This window comes from Microbulbifer maximicatervae (SeqCode), from assembly GCF_052468295.1.
Genome location: NZ_CP174340.1, coordinates 5,055,223 through 5,074,425, shown reverse-complemented (window position 1 = coordinate 5,074,425; position 19,203 = coordinate 5,055,223). Strand labels below are relative to the sequence as shown.

At 51.1% G+C, this 19,203-nt stretch carries 15 protein-coding genes; 2 read left to right on the top strand and 13 right to left on the bottom strand.

Going from position 1 to position 19,203, the window contains the following annotated elements:
• Positions 1-53: 53 nt before the first annotated feature.
• On the bottom strand, positions 54-1,343 hold the full coding sequence (gene pepB / locus ACJJIQ_RS22385; protein WP_445363083.1) for an aminopeptidase PepB: 1,290 nt from the start codon (positions 1,341-1,343) through the stop codon (positions 54-56).
• Positions 1,344-1,700: 357 nt separating this feature from the next.
• Here pepB and ACJJIQ_RS22380 point away from each other — a divergent pair, with 357 nt between their 5' ends.
• Positions 1,701-2,927 carry a tetratricopeptide repeat protein gene (locus ACJJIQ_RS22380; protein WP_445363082.1) on the top strand — a complete coding sequence of 409 codons (1,227 nt, stop codon included), beginning with the start codon at positions 1,701-1,703 and terminating at the stop codon, positions 2,925-2,927.
• 6 nt (positions 2,928-2,933) lie between these two features.
• Here ACJJIQ_RS22380 and ACJJIQ_RS22375 read toward each other — a convergent pair whose 3' ends face one another.
• The 11 genes from ACJJIQ_RS22375 to ACJJIQ_RS22325 form a co-directional block, all read right to left on the bottom strand.
• A complete protein-coding gene (locus ACJJIQ_RS22375; protein WP_445363081.1) occupies positions 2,934-3,299 on the bottom strand; it encodes a thiol-disulfide oxidoreductase DCC family protein in 366 nt (121 codons plus the stop codon).
• A gap of 35 nt (positions 3,300-3,334) precedes the next feature.
• Positions 3,335-3,802 (bottom strand): cupin domain-containing protein, encoded by a 468-nt coding sequence (locus ACJJIQ_RS22370; protein ID WP_444906539.1) that lies wholly within the window; start codon positions 3,800-3,802, stop codon positions 3,335-3,337.
• 53 nt (positions 3,803-3,855) lie between these two features.
• Entirely contained in the window at positions 3,856-5,259 is a 1,404-nt protein-coding gene (locus ACJJIQ_RS22365) for a rhomboid family intramembrane serine protease (RefSeq protein ID WP_444906540.1), read from the bottom strand.
• 138 nt (positions 5,260-5,397) lie between these two features.
• Positions 5,398-7,560: a mechanosensitive ion channel family protein gene (locus ACJJIQ_RS22360; RefSeq protein ID WP_445363080.1), complete on the bottom strand. Its 2,163-nt coding sequence runs from the start codon at positions 7,558-7,560 to the stop codon at positions 5,398-5,400.
• Between the two features lie 99 nt (positions 7,561-7,659).
• Positions 7,660-8,232, bottom strand: coding sequence for a DUF6515 family protein (locus ACJJIQ_RS22355; RefSeq protein WP_445363079.1), 573 nt, complete (start codon positions 8,230-8,232; stop codon positions 7,660-7,662).
• Positions 8,233-8,360: 128 nt separating this feature from the next.
• Positions 8,361-9,617 (bottom strand): PepSY-associated TM helix domain-containing protein, encoded by a 1,257-nt coding sequence (locus ACJJIQ_RS22350; protein ID WP_445363078.1) that lies wholly within the window; start codon positions 9,615-9,617, stop codon positions 8,361-8,363.
• A gap of 77 nt (positions 9,618-9,694) precedes the next feature.
• On the bottom strand, positions 9,695-11,794 hold the full coding sequence (locus tag ACJJIQ_RS22345; protein WP_445363077.1) for a TonB-dependent siderophore receptor: 2,100 nt from the start codon (positions 11,792-11,794) through the stop codon (positions 9,695-9,697).
• A 238-nt stretch (positions 11,795-12,032) separates the two neighbouring features.
• Positions 12,033-13,151, bottom strand: a complete 1,119-nt coding sequence (locus ACJJIQ_RS22340; protein ID WP_445363076.1) for an efflux RND transporter periplasmic adaptor subunit — start codon at positions 13,149-13,151, stop codon at positions 12,033-12,035.
• Entirely contained in the window at positions 13,148-16,243 is a 3,096-nt protein-coding gene (locus ACJJIQ_RS22335; RefSeq protein WP_444926540.1) for an efflux RND transporter permease subunit, read from the bottom strand. The genes ACJJIQ_RS22340 and ACJJIQ_RS22335 overlap by 4 nt, the downstream gene beginning before the upstream one ends.
• Positions 16,244-16,474: 231 nt before the next feature.
• On the bottom strand, positions 16,475-17,290 hold the full coding sequence (locus ACJJIQ_RS22330) for a LytR/AlgR family response regulator transcription factor (protein WP_445363075.1): 816 nt from the start codon (positions 17,288-17,290) through the stop codon (positions 16,475-16,477).
• A gap of 4 nt (positions 17,291-17,294) precedes the next feature.
• A complete protein-coding gene (locus tag ACJJIQ_RS22325; protein ID WP_282934512.1) occupies positions 17,295-18,383 on the bottom strand; it encodes a sensor histidine kinase in 1,089 nt (362 codons plus the stop codon).
• A gap of 121 nt (positions 18,384-18,504) precedes the next feature.
• Between ACJJIQ_RS22325 and ACJJIQ_RS22320 the strand changes: the two genes are divergently transcribed.
• The gene (locus ACJJIQ_RS22320) at positions 18,505-18,975 is read left to right on the top strand and encodes an EVE domain-containing protein (protein ID WP_445363074.1); all 471 of its coding nucleotides are present in this window, start codon (positions 18,505-18,507) and stop codon (positions 18,973-18,975) included.
• Here ACJJIQ_RS22320 and ACJJIQ_RS22315 read toward each other — a convergent pair.
• Positions 18,972-19,163 (bottom strand): DUF3094 family protein, encoded by a 192-nt coding sequence (locus tag ACJJIQ_RS22315; protein ID WP_413664201.1) that lies wholly within the window; start codon positions 19,161-19,163, stop codon positions 18,972-18,974. The genes ACJJIQ_RS22320 and ACJJIQ_RS22315 overlap by 4 nt on opposite strands.
• Between the last annotated feature and the right edge of the window lie 40 nt (positions 19,164-19,203).

Sequence of the window (19,203 nt, the reverse complement as noted above, 5' to 3'; positions counted from 1 at the left end):
CGCGCCGACTATTAGGCGCGTTTCGAAGGGAAATTGGCATAAATTGCCGGTTGCTAATTATCCAAAAGGAAGCGTGCAATTGTACGCAGGCCGTGCCCTTTAGCACCTGGCGCCCACTGATCATTGCCACTGGGCTGGTAAGAGCCGGAAAGGTCCATATGCACCCAATTGCGCCCTTCATCCCGTACAAAGCGCGCCAGGAAGGAGGCTGCCGTAGATGCACCAGGACTTCCCTCAATACCAACATTGGCGATATCGGCAAAGTTGGATGGGGTTTGCTCAAGGTGGAAACGCTCTAAAGGAAGTCTCCACGCCTTTTCATTTTCCTCAGAAGCTGCAGACAATACCTTTTGAGCTGCTTCATCTTCAAAACTAAAGACAGAGTTGAAATCCCGACCTACAGCCATCTTTGCTGCACCGGTCAGAGTAGCGGCATCCAATAACCAGCGAGGATCTTCTTCCGAAGCTGCAATTAAACCATCGGCCAGCACCAGGCGCCCTTCAGCATCGGTATTCAGTATTTCTACACTCACTCCGTTTTTATATTTAATAATATCGCCCAATTTAAAGGCATGACCGGAGATCAGATTTTCTGCGCAACAGAGATAGAGTTTGACCCGCTTGTTGAGACCTCTGGCTATTGCAAGAGCCAAGCCTCCAGTTACCATGGCCGCGCCACCCATATCGGATTTCATTGTGGCCATGTTGTTGGACGGCTTAATGCTGTAGCCGCCGGAGTCAAAAGTAATTCCTTTACCCACCAAACACATATCAACCGGCGCCTGGTCATCACCCGTCGGGTTGAAGTCCACTTGTAACATCACCGGCTCACGTACACTACCACGCCCAACGTTGTGGATACCGACAAACCCTTCACGCAGCAGTTCATCCCCGGCAACTATACGGTAAGTTACCGCACTGGGAGCCAGCTTTTTCAGCATTTCTGCAGCGCTCTCCGCCAATACACGCGGAGACACATCATCAGGAGTACCATTAGTAATTTCACGAACCCAGCGACTGGCATTTTCACGGGCCGCGAGTTCTTTTAACTCGGCGCTGTCATCAGTCCCCCAGTCAATTTTGTTGGATTTACGCGGGTTAAAAAAACCTGCCCAAAATGCCCAGCGGCTTTCAATGCTCCAGCTTTCTCCTTTGAGGACAACATCGTTGACCCCCATACCATCGAGCTTTCGGGCAGCTCGCTGCGCTGCAACCAACACAGCGCCTTTCGCAGCGCTAATATGAATATTGGCAGCGCTACCATCAAAGCTCAGCAGTGCTGATTCTCCCCAGGGTTCCGGCGCAAAGCCCTCAACCAAATGAATATGCATAGCCTTTGTCATACAACACCTATTTTGAAACTTGTGTACCAATTTTATCGGTATTTCTCCTGCATTCTAACAGGACATTAAAAATACTTGATGATTGCACCGCCACCGAGTCGACAGATAAACTGTGAACCAAGACAAAATAACTATTAAGTAGAGAAATTCGTTAGGGAAGAATAAATGGCTGATTCCTGCCACTATCACACTAGCAAGACTGCATCCTGGCAGTGCCAGCCCTGCAACCGTCAGTTCTGTGGCGAGTGTATTCCCGGCTCCAGCGCAAATTATCACGAGCAAGGACCCGACTGTCCCCTTTGCCGGAAGAGCCTGGAGTATATTGGGGCCAGTAACAGTGCAAAACCATTTTGGCAAATGGGACTGTTTTATTTCCTTTATGCCCTCAAACCAGGTCCATTAACTCTGATGGCGGTAGCCGCTGCCGGAAGCCTGGCAATTACCTCCATTGGGCTTCTCAGCCTCATTGTATTAGTGGCCGTTGTGGCGGTGGTAGTCCGTTACAACCTTTTAGTGATTGAAAAGCTCGCCGCAGGCCAACGGGAAGCCCCAGCTCTTACGGAGGCCCTGGACGGAAATGGAGCTGTATTACTCCTCAAAGTTGTCGGAATGACGCTGATTGCAATATTTGCCGGTTACAAACTTGTGCAATCTACCGGTAGCCTTGGAGTTTTAGCTATTTATGTGGCGGTGCTTTCTTTTTTAACGCCAGCTTCTATGATTGCCCTGGCTATCACACACAGCTTGAAGGCAGCAATCAATCCACTTAAGTTACTTGAATTTACTTTGGTTATAGGCTGGCCTTATTGGTTGTTATTAATTATTACTAATGTCATATCTTTCGCTCCAACCATTCTAATGGCTGTTGTTAGCGACAAGCTTCCCTCCTGGGCAATTATGCCAACAACAGCAGCTACTGTTACTTACTTTTACATAGTCTCAAGTGCTGTAATGGGTTATATCTGCTTGACTCGACAACAAAAACTCGGGGTAGCTGCACTGTACGAAGATGACGACAATTACTTAGAGGAAAATGAATTCCTATGTAAACGAGCTCAGGCAGAAGCACAAATATTTTTGCGTGAAGGAGATTTCACTAGCGCTCGTCAGGCTTTAGTCGAGGGACTGCGCCGCTTTCCTAGCGACGAAATACTGAACGAACGCTATTACCGTCTGTTATTAGCAACCAAAGATAAAAAAGCCCTACTGGAGCTGGGGCCGCATCTTTTAGAGAAATTTGTACAGATAAATCGTCCACACAAAGCGGCGGAGCTTTATATAGCTACAGAGCCCACTCCAGCTGTGCGCAAGTCTGAAGTTCGCCACGCTATCGCGCAGGTACTATATCATCAACATAAATACCAGCTTGCTGCACAACTATTAAATAATCTACACAAAGAAGCCTATCCACAACTTGACGCCGCCTACCTGTTATTAGCTCAAGTCTATATCGATGGATTAGGCCGGGAAGACTTAGCAAAAAAGCTGCTTCACTTTCTCCGACAGAAATTCCCCGACAGCGCCTTTCGCTCTCAGATCAACACCTTGTGGAACGTATTAAACTCGACAGCAGATATACATTGAGCACGACTACCAGTGCTTGAAAGCTCGATTCCAGAGATACAACCCTCTTGCAAAAATATTGTATAGGATATTTAGGCACCACCTCAGGCCAGGGAGCTTCGACACCTTGGCCTTCCACAACTCCTTGGGGAAGTTCTCCCAAATCGTAATAAAAGCTTCGTAGCCTACTTTCAGATTTCCATCCGCATCCAATACATGCAGCCGCTCACGGATGAACTCTAAATCTGTATTCAGTTCCTTCGCTTTATCTTCATCAATATGAACATCCTCCCAATCCACTTGGCAGGAGACGGACTTTTTCTTTTGTGCTGAAATTCCTGCGTTACAGACTGGACAAGCGGAATTATAAAAAACCCGAATCTTTTCAGGCATAAGCTAAAAATCCATTCTTTTTCTACCGGCGAAAACTACTTAGGGTGGTCAATGTCATCGCGGTTCACCAACTCCCAGGGTAAACCATTATTTCGGTAGATCCGCTGATTTTTTTCTGGGTAGTCGGCAACATCATGTTGCAATCGCTGGCCTACAACTATGCAGCGCAAGGTCACTTCTCCCACATTGCGCATCACATGAGCTGGGCCACCAGCGGGGTAGCCAATAAAATCCCCTGCAGAAACCTGGTGGTGATCGTCACCAATACGCACCTCGGCCCTACCCTCCAGGATATAAACACATTCATCTTCAAAATAGTGACAATGGAATTCTGTGGATTCATAACCTGGCTCGATTTCAATCATATGGAAACCAAAGCCGGATATGCCGGTAAGATCACCCAGGGACTTGTTTTTACGCACCGCATTGGCATTAAGGAAATGTACCTTGCGCTCCCCCTCCATCCCTGCAATTTCGGTCCCGGTCAAAATATAGCGACTCACTCTGCCCCCAATACAATATTTAATTATTTATAAGACATACCGAATTATGTTCATCAACCTGAGGCAGCCATATCTTGGGTCATCTCTTTCACCTCGCGCGCGCGGCCTTCCTCACCCAGGCGACGATAGTAATTGACCAGAACCATTCCCAGCTTCGGAATCAAGGGGTGATTCACTCGCTGCTGTTTCAAGTGGCGCAGTAATTCCTCTAGCCACGGCCAGTCCTTTTCCTCCGCTGCACGCCGTGCCATCAATAAATTTGCCTTTCCGGTGAGCGCCTTTGGACTTTTTGTTGCCGCCAAGTAGCGGCGATAGCCACTTGCCAGGGTATGGCCATCGATCTCCAGATTTCCTGCCTGGGCAAATAAAGCGAGATTGGCCCGGTGGTAACCTTCACTCTCTGGCGCCGCTGAGGTCAGTTCTATATAGCGCTCAATCAGTGTTAACGCCTGTGGATATTGCCGCACCGCTGAGGCTGCCGCTTCAGTGGCTTCCAGGATTTTTCCCTCTTCCAAAAAACGATCAATCCGCGCCAAGGCTACCCTTTGGGGGGACGGGGCCTCCTCTTCCTCCGGCATAGGTTCCACCATCGGGCGCCAGTACAACACCGCCAAAGTCAGGGCAAAACCTGCAAGTAAACCACCAGTATGGGCCCAGTAGGCAATGCTGGCATCTCCATACAAATAACCGAAAATCTCTTTACCCAACCACAGCGGTAACACCAGCAGCGCCGGTGCACTGAATTCGCCAAACATAAAACCAATGGTGTAAAAGAAACGTAGCCGGCGCACACCGTAAACCGCGACGAACATGCCCATAATTGCCGAGACCGCACCGGAGGCACCCACCATCGGTACATGGCTGCCGGATTCCACCAGCACATGCAGACCTGCTGCCGCCAATCCTCCCACCAGGTAGAGCCCTATAAACCACAACCCTCCCAGGGCCAACTCAACAGACAAGCCAAACAACAGCAGAAACACCATATTGCCGATAAGGTGATCCCAGCTTCCGTGTAGAAACATATGGCCAAAGGCTCCAGCAATACTCGGGTCTGCCGGTATCAGCCCCAGTGCGTTGCTACTGACCCTATCCCGCAGTTGGGCAAACTCCTGCCTCTGTCTTAACCATTCGGTCTCACCCTCTGCTTCGAGCTTCGGCAACAACCAGTGGTGGAATTCAGGGTTACCCAGGGATTCCCGGTAAAAAAACTCCTCCCCTTCCACACCCATCTGCGCTCTCCACTCTGGGTGCATTTCATTGACATACACAAGAAAGCGTTGCTCTTCGAGGTCCGGTAAGTCACTCTCAAAATAGTAATCTTCAGCTTCCTGCCAGCGAGCTTCATCCCCCCCTTGATAGAAAACAAACATCAGTAAGTTAAGGGCAATCAACGCAAAACACATTAATGGCGGCCGGCGCCAGTCGGGTTTGTTTTGGATGGGGATGATCAGCACGGGCTTCCCTTATTGTGATTTCATCAGCGCCCTGAGAGAAAACGCAGTAACACCGGTAAATGAACTTACACCAACACAAAGGCCAGTAGACTGAAAATACTATGAAATCCCGGAGGTGTCATGCCAGCCGGACTCCAATTACTTCCTGGCGGTACGGCCAATGATCGCCGGAACATCCCAACTGCGCAGATGCAGATCTCTCTGAGGGAAAGGTACCTCAATACCCTTATCGCGAAATTCCCGCAACAACTCCAAGTTGTACAGGGCATAGGAGTCTCCCAGGGAAGTCACCATATTGCTGTTGACCCACACCACCAACTTGAAGTCGAGGGCATTATCCCCGAACCCCATCAGCCACACCTCGGTTTTTCGCTTCCAGTCGGTATGGGTGATATTGACTCGAGCGGCAGCTTCCAGGGCAGCTTCCCGCACCAAGTCTGGGTCCGAGGCATAAGACACACCAAAGGGTACGTGAATACGGCGCACAGGGTCATCCAGTGTGTGGTTAATAACCCGGCCCGCAACAAACTCAGTGTTGGGCACCAAGATGTCCACATTGTCCCGCGTGGTAATACGGGTTGAGCGCACGCTGATATCGCGGATGCGGCCAAAAACGCCCGACTCCAGCTCCACCAGATCACCCACTTTGAGAGGACGCTCAAACAGCAAAATCAAACCGGAGATAAAATTCGAGAAGATCGCCTGGAGCCCAAAGCCAATACCTACCGACAGGGCTCCAGCGACCAGGGCCAACTTGGAGGTATCCAGGCCCAACATGCTGAGCACCACAATCAGGGCCGCAGAAATAAAGATGTAGTGCAACACCCGCCCAAGATTGTACATGGAGGATTCACTGGCATGCTCCCTGCGCACAAGCCGGCGCAGGAAGGCCTGGGTGAGTCCAGACAATAGCCAGGCCCCCACCAAGACCACAATCATCTTGGCGATCAACCGCAGGGTTATCGGGTTCTGGGCAACAGTAAATAGCTGATAATCCGCCAACTTACGCCAGCGGTTATAAGCTTGTCTTGCGCCCAGTGCGACTCGTTCGCGCACTGTTGCCCACCAACCCTGGCGCTCCTTGTAAACCTCCAGCTGAGCCTTTTCATAGCGCTGAATATCCTGCTCGAGGTCATTGGCGCGGGCCAGGCCACTGCCAATACGCTCAAAGTAAGACCACCAGCGACTCAGGTCTTCGTTCTCTTCATCTTCGCGCCAGGCCACCACTTGACGCTGGCGCACCGCCAGCTCCCGCGACGCACTTTCAATCACAGAGTTGGCGTTTTCCAATAAATCCCGACTGATAATCAGCGGGCGCTCTTCGCCCTCTTCATTCAGGACTTCATTGATGGATTGCAGCAGCTCACTTTTGCGTTTTTCCAACTGCTCCTCCAACAAGTCCACTTCAAGCTGCATCAGGGTGAGGTCTTTCTGCATATTGATGGTGGGGTCAGTGGAGGGTTCTGTAGTGCTTTGAATACTGGTGCGGGTCGCAGAAATACGTTCGATTTTCTTTTCGTTCGCGGCAATATCCTTATCTATTTCCTCTGCATCTTTACTGGAGTAGACAAGGGTATCCAGAAGTCTCCGCAATTTGATTTCTGCGCTGTTAATCTTTTCCCGCCAGGTTCCCAGGAAAGTATTAACGGTACTCAGCTGCTCAATAATATTCAGGTGATTTATTTGAGCTAAAAGTAGGGCCTGCGCCGCCTCATCCTCCTCTCGCCCACTGGAATCGCGCAGTACAATCACTTGTTTACGCAGTAAAGATAGAGACTGGGACTGGGTTGATTTAAGTTGGCGAGCCTCCAGTTCTACACCTTTCAACCTACGTCGGCCACGGCTGATGGAGGAATCAGCCTTGGCCCAGTTCAATACCGTTGGGTTCTCTGGAAAATCCACATCCGGCATTAAAGGGACTTTCAGGTACTCCTCTCGTTTTTTCCAGGTAATTGCGATCCCTTGTAAACTTTGGCTAATCTTTTCTGCGCCGTCCTGTAAGGCCTCATCCTCCGGCAAATCCTTTTCCCACTCCTCCCAACTCTTTGTGACCAAGCTAAGCCATTCTCGTCGCTCTTCGGGAGAAGCACTGGTCCATCCAGTCCACCAATCTGCAGAGGGGTCAGCAAAATCCGGAACCTCCGGCTTAAACTCCTTGGGCTTACTACCGGGAAGCTGGGCGACACTGGAAACAGAGACACAGGCGACACTAAAGAAAAGGAGAAATGAAAGGGCGAGGTGAAGAAAAGAAAATTCTTTGCCGGCACTACAACGAGGGATGAAAAGGCTGGCACCCGGCATAAAATACTTCTATCCGTGAAAAAATCCGGCACTAATAAAATAGGCGCCTACTGGGCCATATTGTTCAGTGTAGCCCAGGGACTTCCCTGCCCCATGCATTTACCTGAAGCGCCGACTTTGACGCAAACATTTTCTGTATATCTTGCGATATTCACGCATAGCCCGTCTGGTTGTGTTACCAGGCTCACCCGTACTACGCAGCAAATTTGCCGCCCGGGCTTCACAGTAAATATCCCAATCCTTACGATCGACTCGTTTACCCTCTGAGCGGTGCCGCAAATGGCGGGGCGGATACGCTCGGGGGTATATTTTCTTTTTCGGAGCTAGGGGATTGCGATTAACATGCTGCCAATTGGGAGGGGGCGTGACCACCACATATTGATTGTCCCTGGGGTCTAATAAGAAAAAGGTACCATTACCCGCAAGCATATAATGCTTGTTACCCAAGTTAATGGGGGTTCCAAAAGGTACTCGGGAGACCCGAGCTCCCAGAGGCGGCTCAATCCGGGTATAGACGTCGGGGCCTTTGCGGTAGAAATAACCATTTTTATAAAAAACTGTCTGGTTATTCACTTCGATAGGCTCAGCTCCGGGAGGCAGGTGGTCCGATCGAACCTGAGACTCCGAAACAGAACAGAAGAATACAAGAAATAGGGTAAGCAGGGATCGCATGGCTAATATCATCAGCAAATTGCAATCCGCTAAGGGTATGGTGCGAACAAGTCATCTCCAAGGCTATCCCAAGCGGTAACTAGAGCGCCATTAAATTGCTCCAATTACCACTAGTCTAACCAATAGAATTATACAGCTGTACTCTGCAAGGGAGACCTGCTATCCACCCGACTACTGACTGCCACACGACGTTTACGTAACCAGATTAAAACTCCAGTCACACTCAACATCGCAATCACCACCCCCATAATTGAAATCAGTATGCGACCAGGGAGACCGAGGATCCTACCGGAATGCACTGGGAATTGCGCCTGTACAAATAAGTCTGCTGCCGTCCCTTCCCAGGGGATAAAGTCTCCGAGATATTCGCCGCTGTGGCCATCAAAAAATAGAGCTTTGTGACCAACCCCCCCGGCACCATGCCCTGCGCTGGCATCAAAAAATTCAGCTCGATATATCCCCCACTCCCGGGCATACCACAGGGAATTCAACGGTTGCCGCCAGCCAATCTGCGCAGCTTGGTTTTCTCCAATCGCGGCTATATCCCGAAAAGACAACGAGGGGGTAATTGGATTGCTGTGATCGTTAGGTGTCCGCTCTTCCAAGGGCGACGGAGTCACATCTGATACCAGCGACATCAGGGGAAAAAACACTTCTCGATAGAGATTCAGTGAGAAGGCCGTAAATGCAATTGTCAGCAGCAGCGCCCAGGTCCACAGACTGAACGCACGATGTAAATCAAATGTGAGCCTGGCACGCCCAGCGCCGGCCTTAATCATCCATGCGGGCTTCCAGCGCTGCCACCAAGTCCGAGATGGCTTTCGAGTGGATTTCTTGCGGCGAGGTAAAGCCACCGCTAGCCCCACAAAGCAATCGACTGTCCATACCAGTGCAATAACGCCCAGCAGCCAAATTCCCCAGTGGTCAGTGCCCCAAAATTCAGGAATATGAAAACTGTAATGCAGCTTGTACAAAAACGACATCAGTGTTTCAGTTGTTATCGGCCAGACACGTCCCCATTCGCGCTTACCAACAATTTCCCCACTGGTCGGATCGACAAATACCTGGTTGTAATCCACCGCAAAGAATTGACCGGTAGCGGGGTCAATTCGAGGCTCTACCCAGAAATACTGGGTATGCCCAGGCTCCTGTACTAATTCAAAATAGGATATTTGGACTTGCTGCAAGGACTCTTCAAGCCGTTCTGCCAACTCGATAGAGGCTAAGGGTTCGCCGCTGGAAGTAGTTTTATATAAGTGGGGATTGAGCCACTCATCCAGTTCGTGATCCCAAGAGATAATAGCGCCGGTTAGCCCGGTGACTATCAGGAAGACCGCAGTAGCAAGCCCCAGGTAACGATGTAAAAGAACCAGGGTTTGACGCATAACATTTACCTAAAACTAAAAAACAGAAAACCCGGCACAAGTACCGGGTTAAACTGCAACGGAGTTAACTAGGCGCCTTAGTAGCGCCAGCTCACACTCAACTGTGCCTGACGCGGAGCGCCGTAATAGCCCTGGGTCCAATAGAGGCTGTTGATATATTTCTCGTTGGTCAGGTTATCAATATTGAGGCCAACCGTTAAAGCATCAGAAATATCGTACTTGGCAAAGGCGCTGAGCAACGCATAGCTATCCTGCTCTACACGAACACCCTCGACAGGCTCAATGTATATATCATCCTGCCAATTAATACCGCCGCCGAACTTCAAGCCTTGGACTTGAGGTAAATCGTAAGCTACGGCCACCTTCAGGGTGTTGCGCGGAATATAAGTGCGATCTTCCTCACCGTCTTTATTGACTACTTCACTTAAGTGGGTAAGGCCAAAACTAACATTGAAATTCTCGGTAATTGAACCGATTAGCTCCAGCTCAACGCCCTTTGTAGTGAAATCACCACTCTCGTAAACATTCTTTCCATCAACCTTATCTAGGTATTCACCGAGATTATTCAGGTTGGATTCAAATAGCCCAACACTAGCCGTTGCTTGTCCACCCGCAAGGGTGTACTTAAACCCCACCTCGGAACTATCTCCCTCTGCGGCGCCCAGTGGTTTAAATTCAGGGTTAACCCAAGACTGCGGGGTAAAGACTTCAGTATAGCTACCGTAGAATGAGAAACTATCGTTCAAATCAAAAGTGGCCCCTACATAGGGAACAGTTTCATCCGCCGAAGTGTCAGCATCAACACCATAATTGTAGCCGGATTGTTCCACTTCCATTTTGCGTGCGCCGGCCAATAAAGACAGGCTGTCGGTAATATTCAAACGAGTGGCAAAGTACAGGGACTTGTGTTCTTGATCGTCTTCGTGGCCATCTTCATAAGGATCAAAATCAACAAAGTCAGGCCGCGCCGTTGTGCCATTAGCCCAGTCACTGCCAAGAACCGGATAACCGTCGGAGTAGCTGTAGAAAGACTGGCCGGTTAGTTCGATATCCGCATAGTTCGCTCCCACCACCAATTCGTGATCGCGGCCGAACAAATTGTAGGTTCCTGACAGGAATACATCCGCAATCTTCTGCTTTTCATCCAACTTGTAGCCAAATGCATATCCATATAAACCCAGTTCAGTCTCTCTGTCTGGAGTACCGTAGACATACATCTCCTTGACATCCATATCGATTTCATTCTGGGTCAGTAATGCAGTGACGGACCAGTTTGCGGAAAGATCCTGCTTCAGTTCAACAAAAGTCTGGGTTCTGTCTACATTGCGGAAAGCCCAGTCTGGTGCCGTACTTGTGGAAACATCGTAATCGGTAGCGCTGCCATCGGTGTAGTAAAGTGGCAGGGCACCGGACATGCTGCCATCAGTTTCACTGCGATTTTGGCTGCGGCCTAAGGTCAGGGTGGTGGAGTCAGTCAAATCTGCTTCCACAATACCGTAGTAGACACTGCCGTCAGTTTCGTAGCGGTCAAGATAAGAGTCAGCCTGATCCTCTGCAACCACCAACCGTCCTCGGACGTTATCGCTGATAGAACCTGAGATATCTCCCTGGGTGCGCAAACGTCCCTCTTCACCGGCAACCAGATCTACACCTGCCTTGAACTCTTCTGTCGGACGCTTACGGATAAAGTTAACCGTCGCGGAGGGGTTAGCCAGACCTGTGGTCAGAGCTGCTGCGCCCTTCACCACTTCAACCTGATCAAATATCGCTGTGTCTTGATGCCCATGGGATAAACCAGAGGAAAAGGGAACACCGATACCATCGTATTGGAAGTTCACAATATCAAAGCCGCGAGCAGTGTAATAAGTACGATCCGTCTCTACGTTCTCTACGGTTACCCCAGGGGTATATTTCAGCAGCTCATTAATATCCTGTAGGGCAAAGTCCTGGATTTGAGCTTGGGATATAGTTGTTACCGTTTGCGGAGTATCGTAAACAGATAGGCTTAGGCGAGAGGCAGTACTGGTCTCTTCCTGCTCTCCGTAGACACTGACTTCTTCCATGGTTTCAGCAGTTTCGCTTTCAGCAGACCAAGCAGAACTTCCCAGCGGGGCGAGCACGGCGGCAGCAATCCAGGCTGACAGCGCTTTTTTCTTCATTAAGCCGTTAATTTTCATCGGCTAAAACCTCATTCCAAATCAGTGAACGGTGCAGGGGCACCATAAACGGAGCGGATGATATTTGAAGAAATATACGTCAGTCAATGCGAATGATTATTATTTAGTCTATGTACCCACAAATAGTTTGGATGGGGAGGGAACATCATTGCTTGGTGAAAGATTAGGAGGGCCAGGGCGATCACAAGCAGCGAGTCACCCTGTATTTGATCAGAAGGCCTTCAGGAAAAATCAGGAATTAGCCACTGCCCGCCTGTAATGGCTCTTTATCTCGCACCACTTCCGACAGCACTTTAACTTCCTGTCCAGGCTGCAAGCGCTCAGCACCACGCACTATCACACGATCGCCCTTGGTGAGATCACCGCTTACCGACACCCATTCACCATCGCCACTGCCGATACGCACAGATAATCGCTCAGCCTTATCCTCCTCGCCCACTCGATATACGAAGGTATCGCCATTTCTTAAAACCAAGGCATCCCTTGGCACAGACATGGTGGCCTGCGCCTGCGCAATGGGCACAGAGACCTGTACCGGCATACCGACAATCCAGTCCCACTGCTCCGGCGCACTCTGTGGCAAAGTTACCATCAGCTTAACTCGCCGGGAGCGATCGCTGGCCACAGGCACAAATTGACGTACCCGGCCGCTAAATAATTGATCATCCACCCGTGCCTCTCCCGGCAGAGAGACAGAATCACTGCGCAGCGCCACTGTGTCACCGATGCGAATCAGCGGCAGAGCCGTCAAGGGAATATCCGCCTCCACTTCCATCTGTGACATATCCAGGGCTCGCAGTAATTCCGAACCGGTGCGCACATATTCTCCCGCCTGTAATTCGCGGCTCACCACTAAAGTATCAAAGGGTGCATCAATGGCTGTTTTAGATAATTCATAGGCCCGTCGGTCGCGCTCAATTTGAGCCGCAATCAGGTCCTGAGCCATTGCCTCGCGCTCAGCCTGCTGCTCTTCCAATGCGGCTCGGGAGGTACTATTGGTTTCCGCCAACTTACTCAGTCGATTTAACTGAGCATCCATATAGGTCAACCGCGCACGCAATTGTGCGATACGGCTGTCACTGTTGCGCAGCTGTAATCGCCAATGAGTACTGTCCAGCTCGGCCAGGCGCTCACCCTTTTTAATAAAGCTGCCAGGTTCAGCAACAAATTCCAACACACCATCCAGTTCAGAAGAAACCAGGATATCTCGTCGGCTCACCACCTCACCTGCAGACCACTGGCTCGGAGCAATTTCCCGAACTTGGGCCCGATCCACCAATACCGCAATAGGATCGCCCTGTGCCCAAACGCCATTGGCACTCAGAGATAAAACGATACCTGCGAGTAATTTTTTCATTGTGAACTCCTCAGGGCAAACCTTTCGCGCATAGCCGTAAATTTGGGTAGCGGCAGGCTGCCGGTTTGCAGTAATGCCGGCAACAAAACCAGGGTAAAGAGCGTGCTCACTGCCATGCCGCCCACAATCACTGCGGCCAGGCCGCGGTAAATAACACTGCCCTCACCGGGAGCAACCAACAGTGGCAACATGCCAAACACGCTGGTCAGGGTACTCATAAAAATAGGGCGCAAACGCAGGCGCAAGGCCTGCTCTACAGCGTCGACCCGAGTGCTACCCGCCATTTCTGCCGCTCGCGTCTGGTGTACCAGCAAAATAGCATTATTCACCACCAGGCCTAGCAATATCACAAAGCCAATCATGGTGAGCAGATCCAGTGGTTGGAAATCGATCAAGTTTAAAATTTGTAGCGCCAACACGCCGCCCACTGTCGCTAAGGGTACGGTGAGCAATACCAGAGAGGCATCCCGCAAGGAGCGGAACAGTGCACTCATCAGCAGGAATAAAATTAGCAGCGCTAACAGGAAATTCTTGGAAAGCGAAGCCAACGCCTTATCCAGGTCACTGGCATTTCCTCCCACCAAAATACTCCCGTCAGCGGGAAGAGCTTCGCGAATCTTCGGCAATACATCCGCCTCTAGCTGTGCGCGCACCTCTTCAAGGGACACATCTTCCGGCGGTACTATATTCAGTGTAATAGTGCGCCGACCATCGACCCGGCGCAAACTGCCCGGCCCCACAGTCCGCTCCACACTGGCCAGCTGACTGAGCGGCACTACTTCTCCACGGGGCGTTACCAACGGCGTATTTTGCAGTTGTTCGGGAGTACTCCAGGGCTGCGCTTTAAAAATAATATCCAGGCGCTTTTCACCGTCAAAATACTCGCCGACATAGAGACCATTGCCCAGCGTTCGAACCAATCCGCCCATATCCTGGCGATTCCAGCCCTGCTCCAGCATTGCGCGATCATTGGGGCGCACTGTCAATTCAGGTTCTGATAAAGATAAGCCTGGGTTGGTCTGCACCGGCGTTCCCGGCATCACCTCTTCAACAACCTCAACCCCAAGGGCAGCCGCACTCATCAATGCTTCGGCATCACGGGATTGCAGATGTAAAGCAATGTTTCGGTCACCACCGAATTGGCCAAACAGATTACCCCGGGCGGCGAATCCCTGGAAATCAGGAATATCCACCAGGATTTCTTCCCGCAGGATTCTCTCCATCTCCTTGGCTTGATCCATATCCTTAACCCGCACTCCCATAGTGCCGCCATTGGGCCAGGTGATCACGTAGTAGTTCTTCAGGGCTGGTTCGCGCTCACCACTCATGTAGGGTGCCATGCGCTTATCCAACTCGTTGACGATTTCTGTTTCTAAAGTTCTGGTATTAGTGGATGCGGGGAAGTTCATCCACACATCAACTGCATCTCTTTTTACCGGCGGTAAATAATCCAGGTTTGGTAAGAATAAATAAGTCGCAACCATGGGCATTAATAAAAGCCCCCCGATCACCTGCCAACGGCGGGTCCTTGTGCTCGTCAAAGCCATTACCCGCGCAGTTATTTTTTCCCACACTCGGGAGAGGCGGTCTTCAGTAGAGATAGAGGGTAGCCACAGACGCGCAGCCAGGGGAACCACAGCCACCGCAACCAACAGGGAAAACACTACAGCCACAGCAATAGTCAGGGCCAGGTCACCGAAGACCTGCCCTTCGACGCTATTAAGGAAAAATACCGGCAGGAATATCGCAACGGTTGTCGCAGTACTGGCCAACAGTGCACCCCACACCTGGCCCGCACCCTGCTCCGCAGCCTCCTCTGCCCCCCGACCTTTTTCTCTCAAGCGCACAATATTTTCCAACACTACTATCGCAGCATCGAGCACCATACCGGTAGCAAAGGCCAGTCCCGCCAGAGAAATTACATTCACGCTGCGGCCTGCGGCCGACAGCACCACAAAGGTCGAAAGTAATGAAATTGGAATCGCTGCGGCAACGATCAAGGTCGCACGCATGCGTCGCATAAACCACCAGAGCACTCCGACAGCTAATACGATACCTAAAATCATATTACCGCCGAGCAAGTTTAAAGCCCGATAAACAAATACTGATGCATCAAATGATTGCACCAGCACAAGCTGCTCAGCTTTCAATTTAGTTTCATTCAGCTCAGCGACTTTTTGCTTAACCCGCTCCAAAGTCGCCAGCATATTGGCATTGTTGGTACGGTTAATACGGAGAGAAACTGCCGGGTTGCCATTCTGCGTGGTGACACCGCGGGATTCTGAAGGCCCCACCTTGACCTCAGCAATATCGCCCAGGCGCACCGGCTGTCCATTGCGCCATTCCAACACTAATTCGGATAAGTCTTTGGGTTCATACTCGCCGACAAAGCGCAGGGTATAGCGACGCCGCCCCACGTCTGTAAATCCGCCGGAGACATCCCTGGCAGACGCCAGCTGCCGACTCACTGTAGGCAGCTCTACTCCCAGTTCAGCTGCTTTCCAGGGATCAAAAATAATCTGTAACTCTTCCTGTGCCGCACTCCCAGACTGGGCCTGGACACTGGCAACCCCGGGCACCGACTCCAACTCCGGGCGCAGTACATCTTCGATCAGGCCAGCGTAGTCATCCAGGTTATTCTGGTTATCAGGTAATTTTTGCAGAAAGAAATAGGTCAGTGCTGTGGCATCGCCACCCCAGCCACCCAGCATTACTCGCGGTGGCTCCGCATCCCTAGGCAGTGGCGGCAGGCTGCTCATACGGCTGATAACGTCAATTAGCACCTTATTCATATCGGTGCCCATGGCAAATTCCAGATTTGCCCAGGCGCCGCCGCGACCCGCGTTGACTTGCATCATTTCCAGACCGGTAAGGCCCTGTAATACGGATTCGATCGGCTCGACAATTTCCGCTTCCACCTCTTTCGGTGCGGCCGCTCTCCAGCCCGCCTGAATAGCGATACGAGGATTGTCGATATCGGGGAAAAGTTGAACCGGCAGCTGGCTGGCAAGGAAAGCTCCAAGCAGAACAGCCATAACCACTGCGACCCCCGCAGCAGCGGGATTTTTTAAAGCGGCGCGTGTTAATGCCATTACTTCAGCCCCAGTTTTTTATTGGGACTGAAGGCTAGCGGAATATGAATTCCTTACAAGGCAGTTGCGACTAGTTGCCAGGAAAATTCGATCAGGCCATGAAGAGCCCGTTTATTCGCCGGAAAGAAAATAAAAATTCACAAAATGAAATCTATGCCTTAAGAGGCAGCGTTACAGTGGAAAACCCATCTGCTTTGCTGCCTCAACTGAGAGCCATAAAAAATTTATGGATCAGAGGAAGTGCTGGACTTTATTTTTATAGCTGCGGCTCATTTTTAAACACTCGCCGCTATCTAACACCAGATGGTATTCGCCATTAATATGGGCACGAATTTCCCTTACCCGACTTAAATTGACGATTGTTGACCGATGTATGCGCTGGAAAAGTTTCGGGTCCAACTGCTGCTCCAGTTCTTTCATGGTGATACGCATCACATGGGTCTCACCCCGAGCGTGCACACACATATAATCACCGGCAGCATCGATCCAGTCGATTTCACTGGAGGGCACCAAAGTTATTTTGCCCGCATCTTTCACTGCAATTTTGTCCGGATAGGCACTGCCGGCAAATTGCCCGCTAACCAGCTTCTGCTCCAGCACCTCAGGGGATTCCTTGGTCAGGTCGGCAACAGCTTCGAGTAATTGCTCTCGTTGGTTAGCGATATCAGCATTGGCTCTCTGTTCCCTGACTCGGGTAAGAGCCAACTCCAAGCGCTCTTCTTCGATGGGTTTTAATACGTAGTCCACCGCATTGATTTCAAAAGCCTCTACCGCATACTGGTCGTAGGCCGTGACAAAAACTACATGAGGTAGAGAGTCCACCGGAATCAACTGGACCAGTTGCAAACCGTTTACGCCGGGCATCTGGATATCCACAAATGCTACATCGGGCTTCAATTCCAGTATTTTCTCCAGCGCATCGCGACCATTGCCGCTCTCTGCAACTACCTCGATATCAGCCATTTGCTCCAGGCGCAGCCGCAATCCGCGACGAGCCAGGGGTTCATCATCGACAACGATCGCCCTCAGGGTCTCTATTCCACTCATCTCTTTATTCCTGTTCAAAGGGAATACGAATATTCACCGACAAGCCCCCCTCTGGGCGGTTGCGGAAACGCACTCTCTGGTCATCGCCGTAAAGGGCCTTAAGGCGCTCACAGGTATTGCGAATGCCCACTCCGTAGCCTTTGCCAATCAGGCGCAGCTCTTCTTCCGACATGCCGGGGCCGTTATCGCTGACCTCCAACAACAATTCGCCGGCGAAAACCCGTGACTTGATGCCAATCTCACCGCCCCACTCCAGCTGTGAAATCCCATATTTGATCGCGTTTTCAACCAGCGGCTGCAACAGCAGGCTCGGCACCAAGGCCTGGGGGGACTCACCCTGCAAATCCAAATTCACCCCTAAGCGATCGGCGAAGCGCACCTTTTCAATGTCCAGATACAACATCAGCGCCTCAACTTCCTTCGCCAGGGTGACCTTTTGCATAGGATCATTATCCAGGGAGTGGCGCAGGAATTGAGACAGGCGCGTCACCATATTGTTGGCCGTGCGCCCATCATTATCGAGGATCAAGGTGGAGATTGCGTTGAGCGTATTAAACAGGAAGTGCGGATTTAACTGGTAGCGCAGCATTTTTAATTGAGCCTGGTGCGCCATTGATTCCGCCCGCAGCGCCTTCTCCTGCTGGGCCTGAGAGGAGCGGTAATATTTGATGCCGTAATAGAGCGCCGCCCAGGTCATCAGAATCAGAAATGAATAGGTGAACCAGTAGATAGCCAGGAGTGCCGGGTGCTCATCACCATCGTGACCATAAAGCCACAGGGAGCCGGCGAATTTTATTGCAGCCCAAATCACCGCCGCCATGACCACCAGCAGTAAAGAGCCTAGCAATCGCATTGCTGGAGGCTTGCTCCACAGGCGGTGAAAACCCAAGCGCATGCTCTCGCTGAGAACAACCCCCGCAGTAGTGGCAACTATGATGTAGCCCGAGTGAATCCAGTGGTCATTCACCCAGAAAAAACTGCCCACAAAGGTCAACAGCGTATAGCCCCCCCAACCAGAGAGCTGCAGGGCCCAGTACTGTGAGCGACGACTGGCCAGCTTCTGTGAGAGCCACTGAAGTGTTTTGCTTCCCATAATCTCCCGCTTATTGGGTAAAAATCTATGCGCCGATTTGACACTAATCAGCGGCTTCATACTAAATGGCGTCGAAAGCCGGCGAAACACCAACCGGCGCAGCAAAGAGACAAACTGCCGCATGACCTACTGGTTATTTAAATCTGAGCCCGATGAATACAGCCTCCAGGACCTCGCTGCCGAATCCGGCGGTTGCGGTCGCTGGGATGGTATCCGCAATTACCAGGCACGCAATTTTTTGCGCGATAAGGTGAAGGAAGGAGATGGCGTGCTGTTTTATCACAGTGCCTGTAAGGTGCCTGCAGTTGTGGGCACCGCTGAAGTGGTTCGCTCTGCCTACCCCGATCCGGCCCAGTTCGACCCGGAAAGCAAGTACTTTGACCCCAAGGCCAGCGAGGATAAACCGCGCTGGTACTGCGTCGATATTCGCTGGCGAAGTGAGTTCCAACGGCCGGTGCCCCTCGCAGAAATCAAGGGCACCCCCCAATTGGCTGAGATGGTGCTGGTAAAACAGGGGCGCCTGTCTATCCAGCCAGTTTCCGGTGATGAATGGCAGCTACTCCAGCACTTGGGAAGCTCCACGCCGCGCTAAACGATACCTTTTGTCTGGGCGATATACAGGCTCAGCAACGATAGCAGGGTCAATAACGCTAACAAGCCGAGTAACAGTACCCAGGGGCGGAAAGGCTTGCGTTCGACACTGTTGATGCCGGACTGCAGGTATTTATCGACCTTGGCTTGGTCTTCATCGGAGAGTTTCTTTTCGGAGGGATCTAACATGGGCACTTTCGCTCGTTATTTTTGTGCCCTGAGTTTAGGA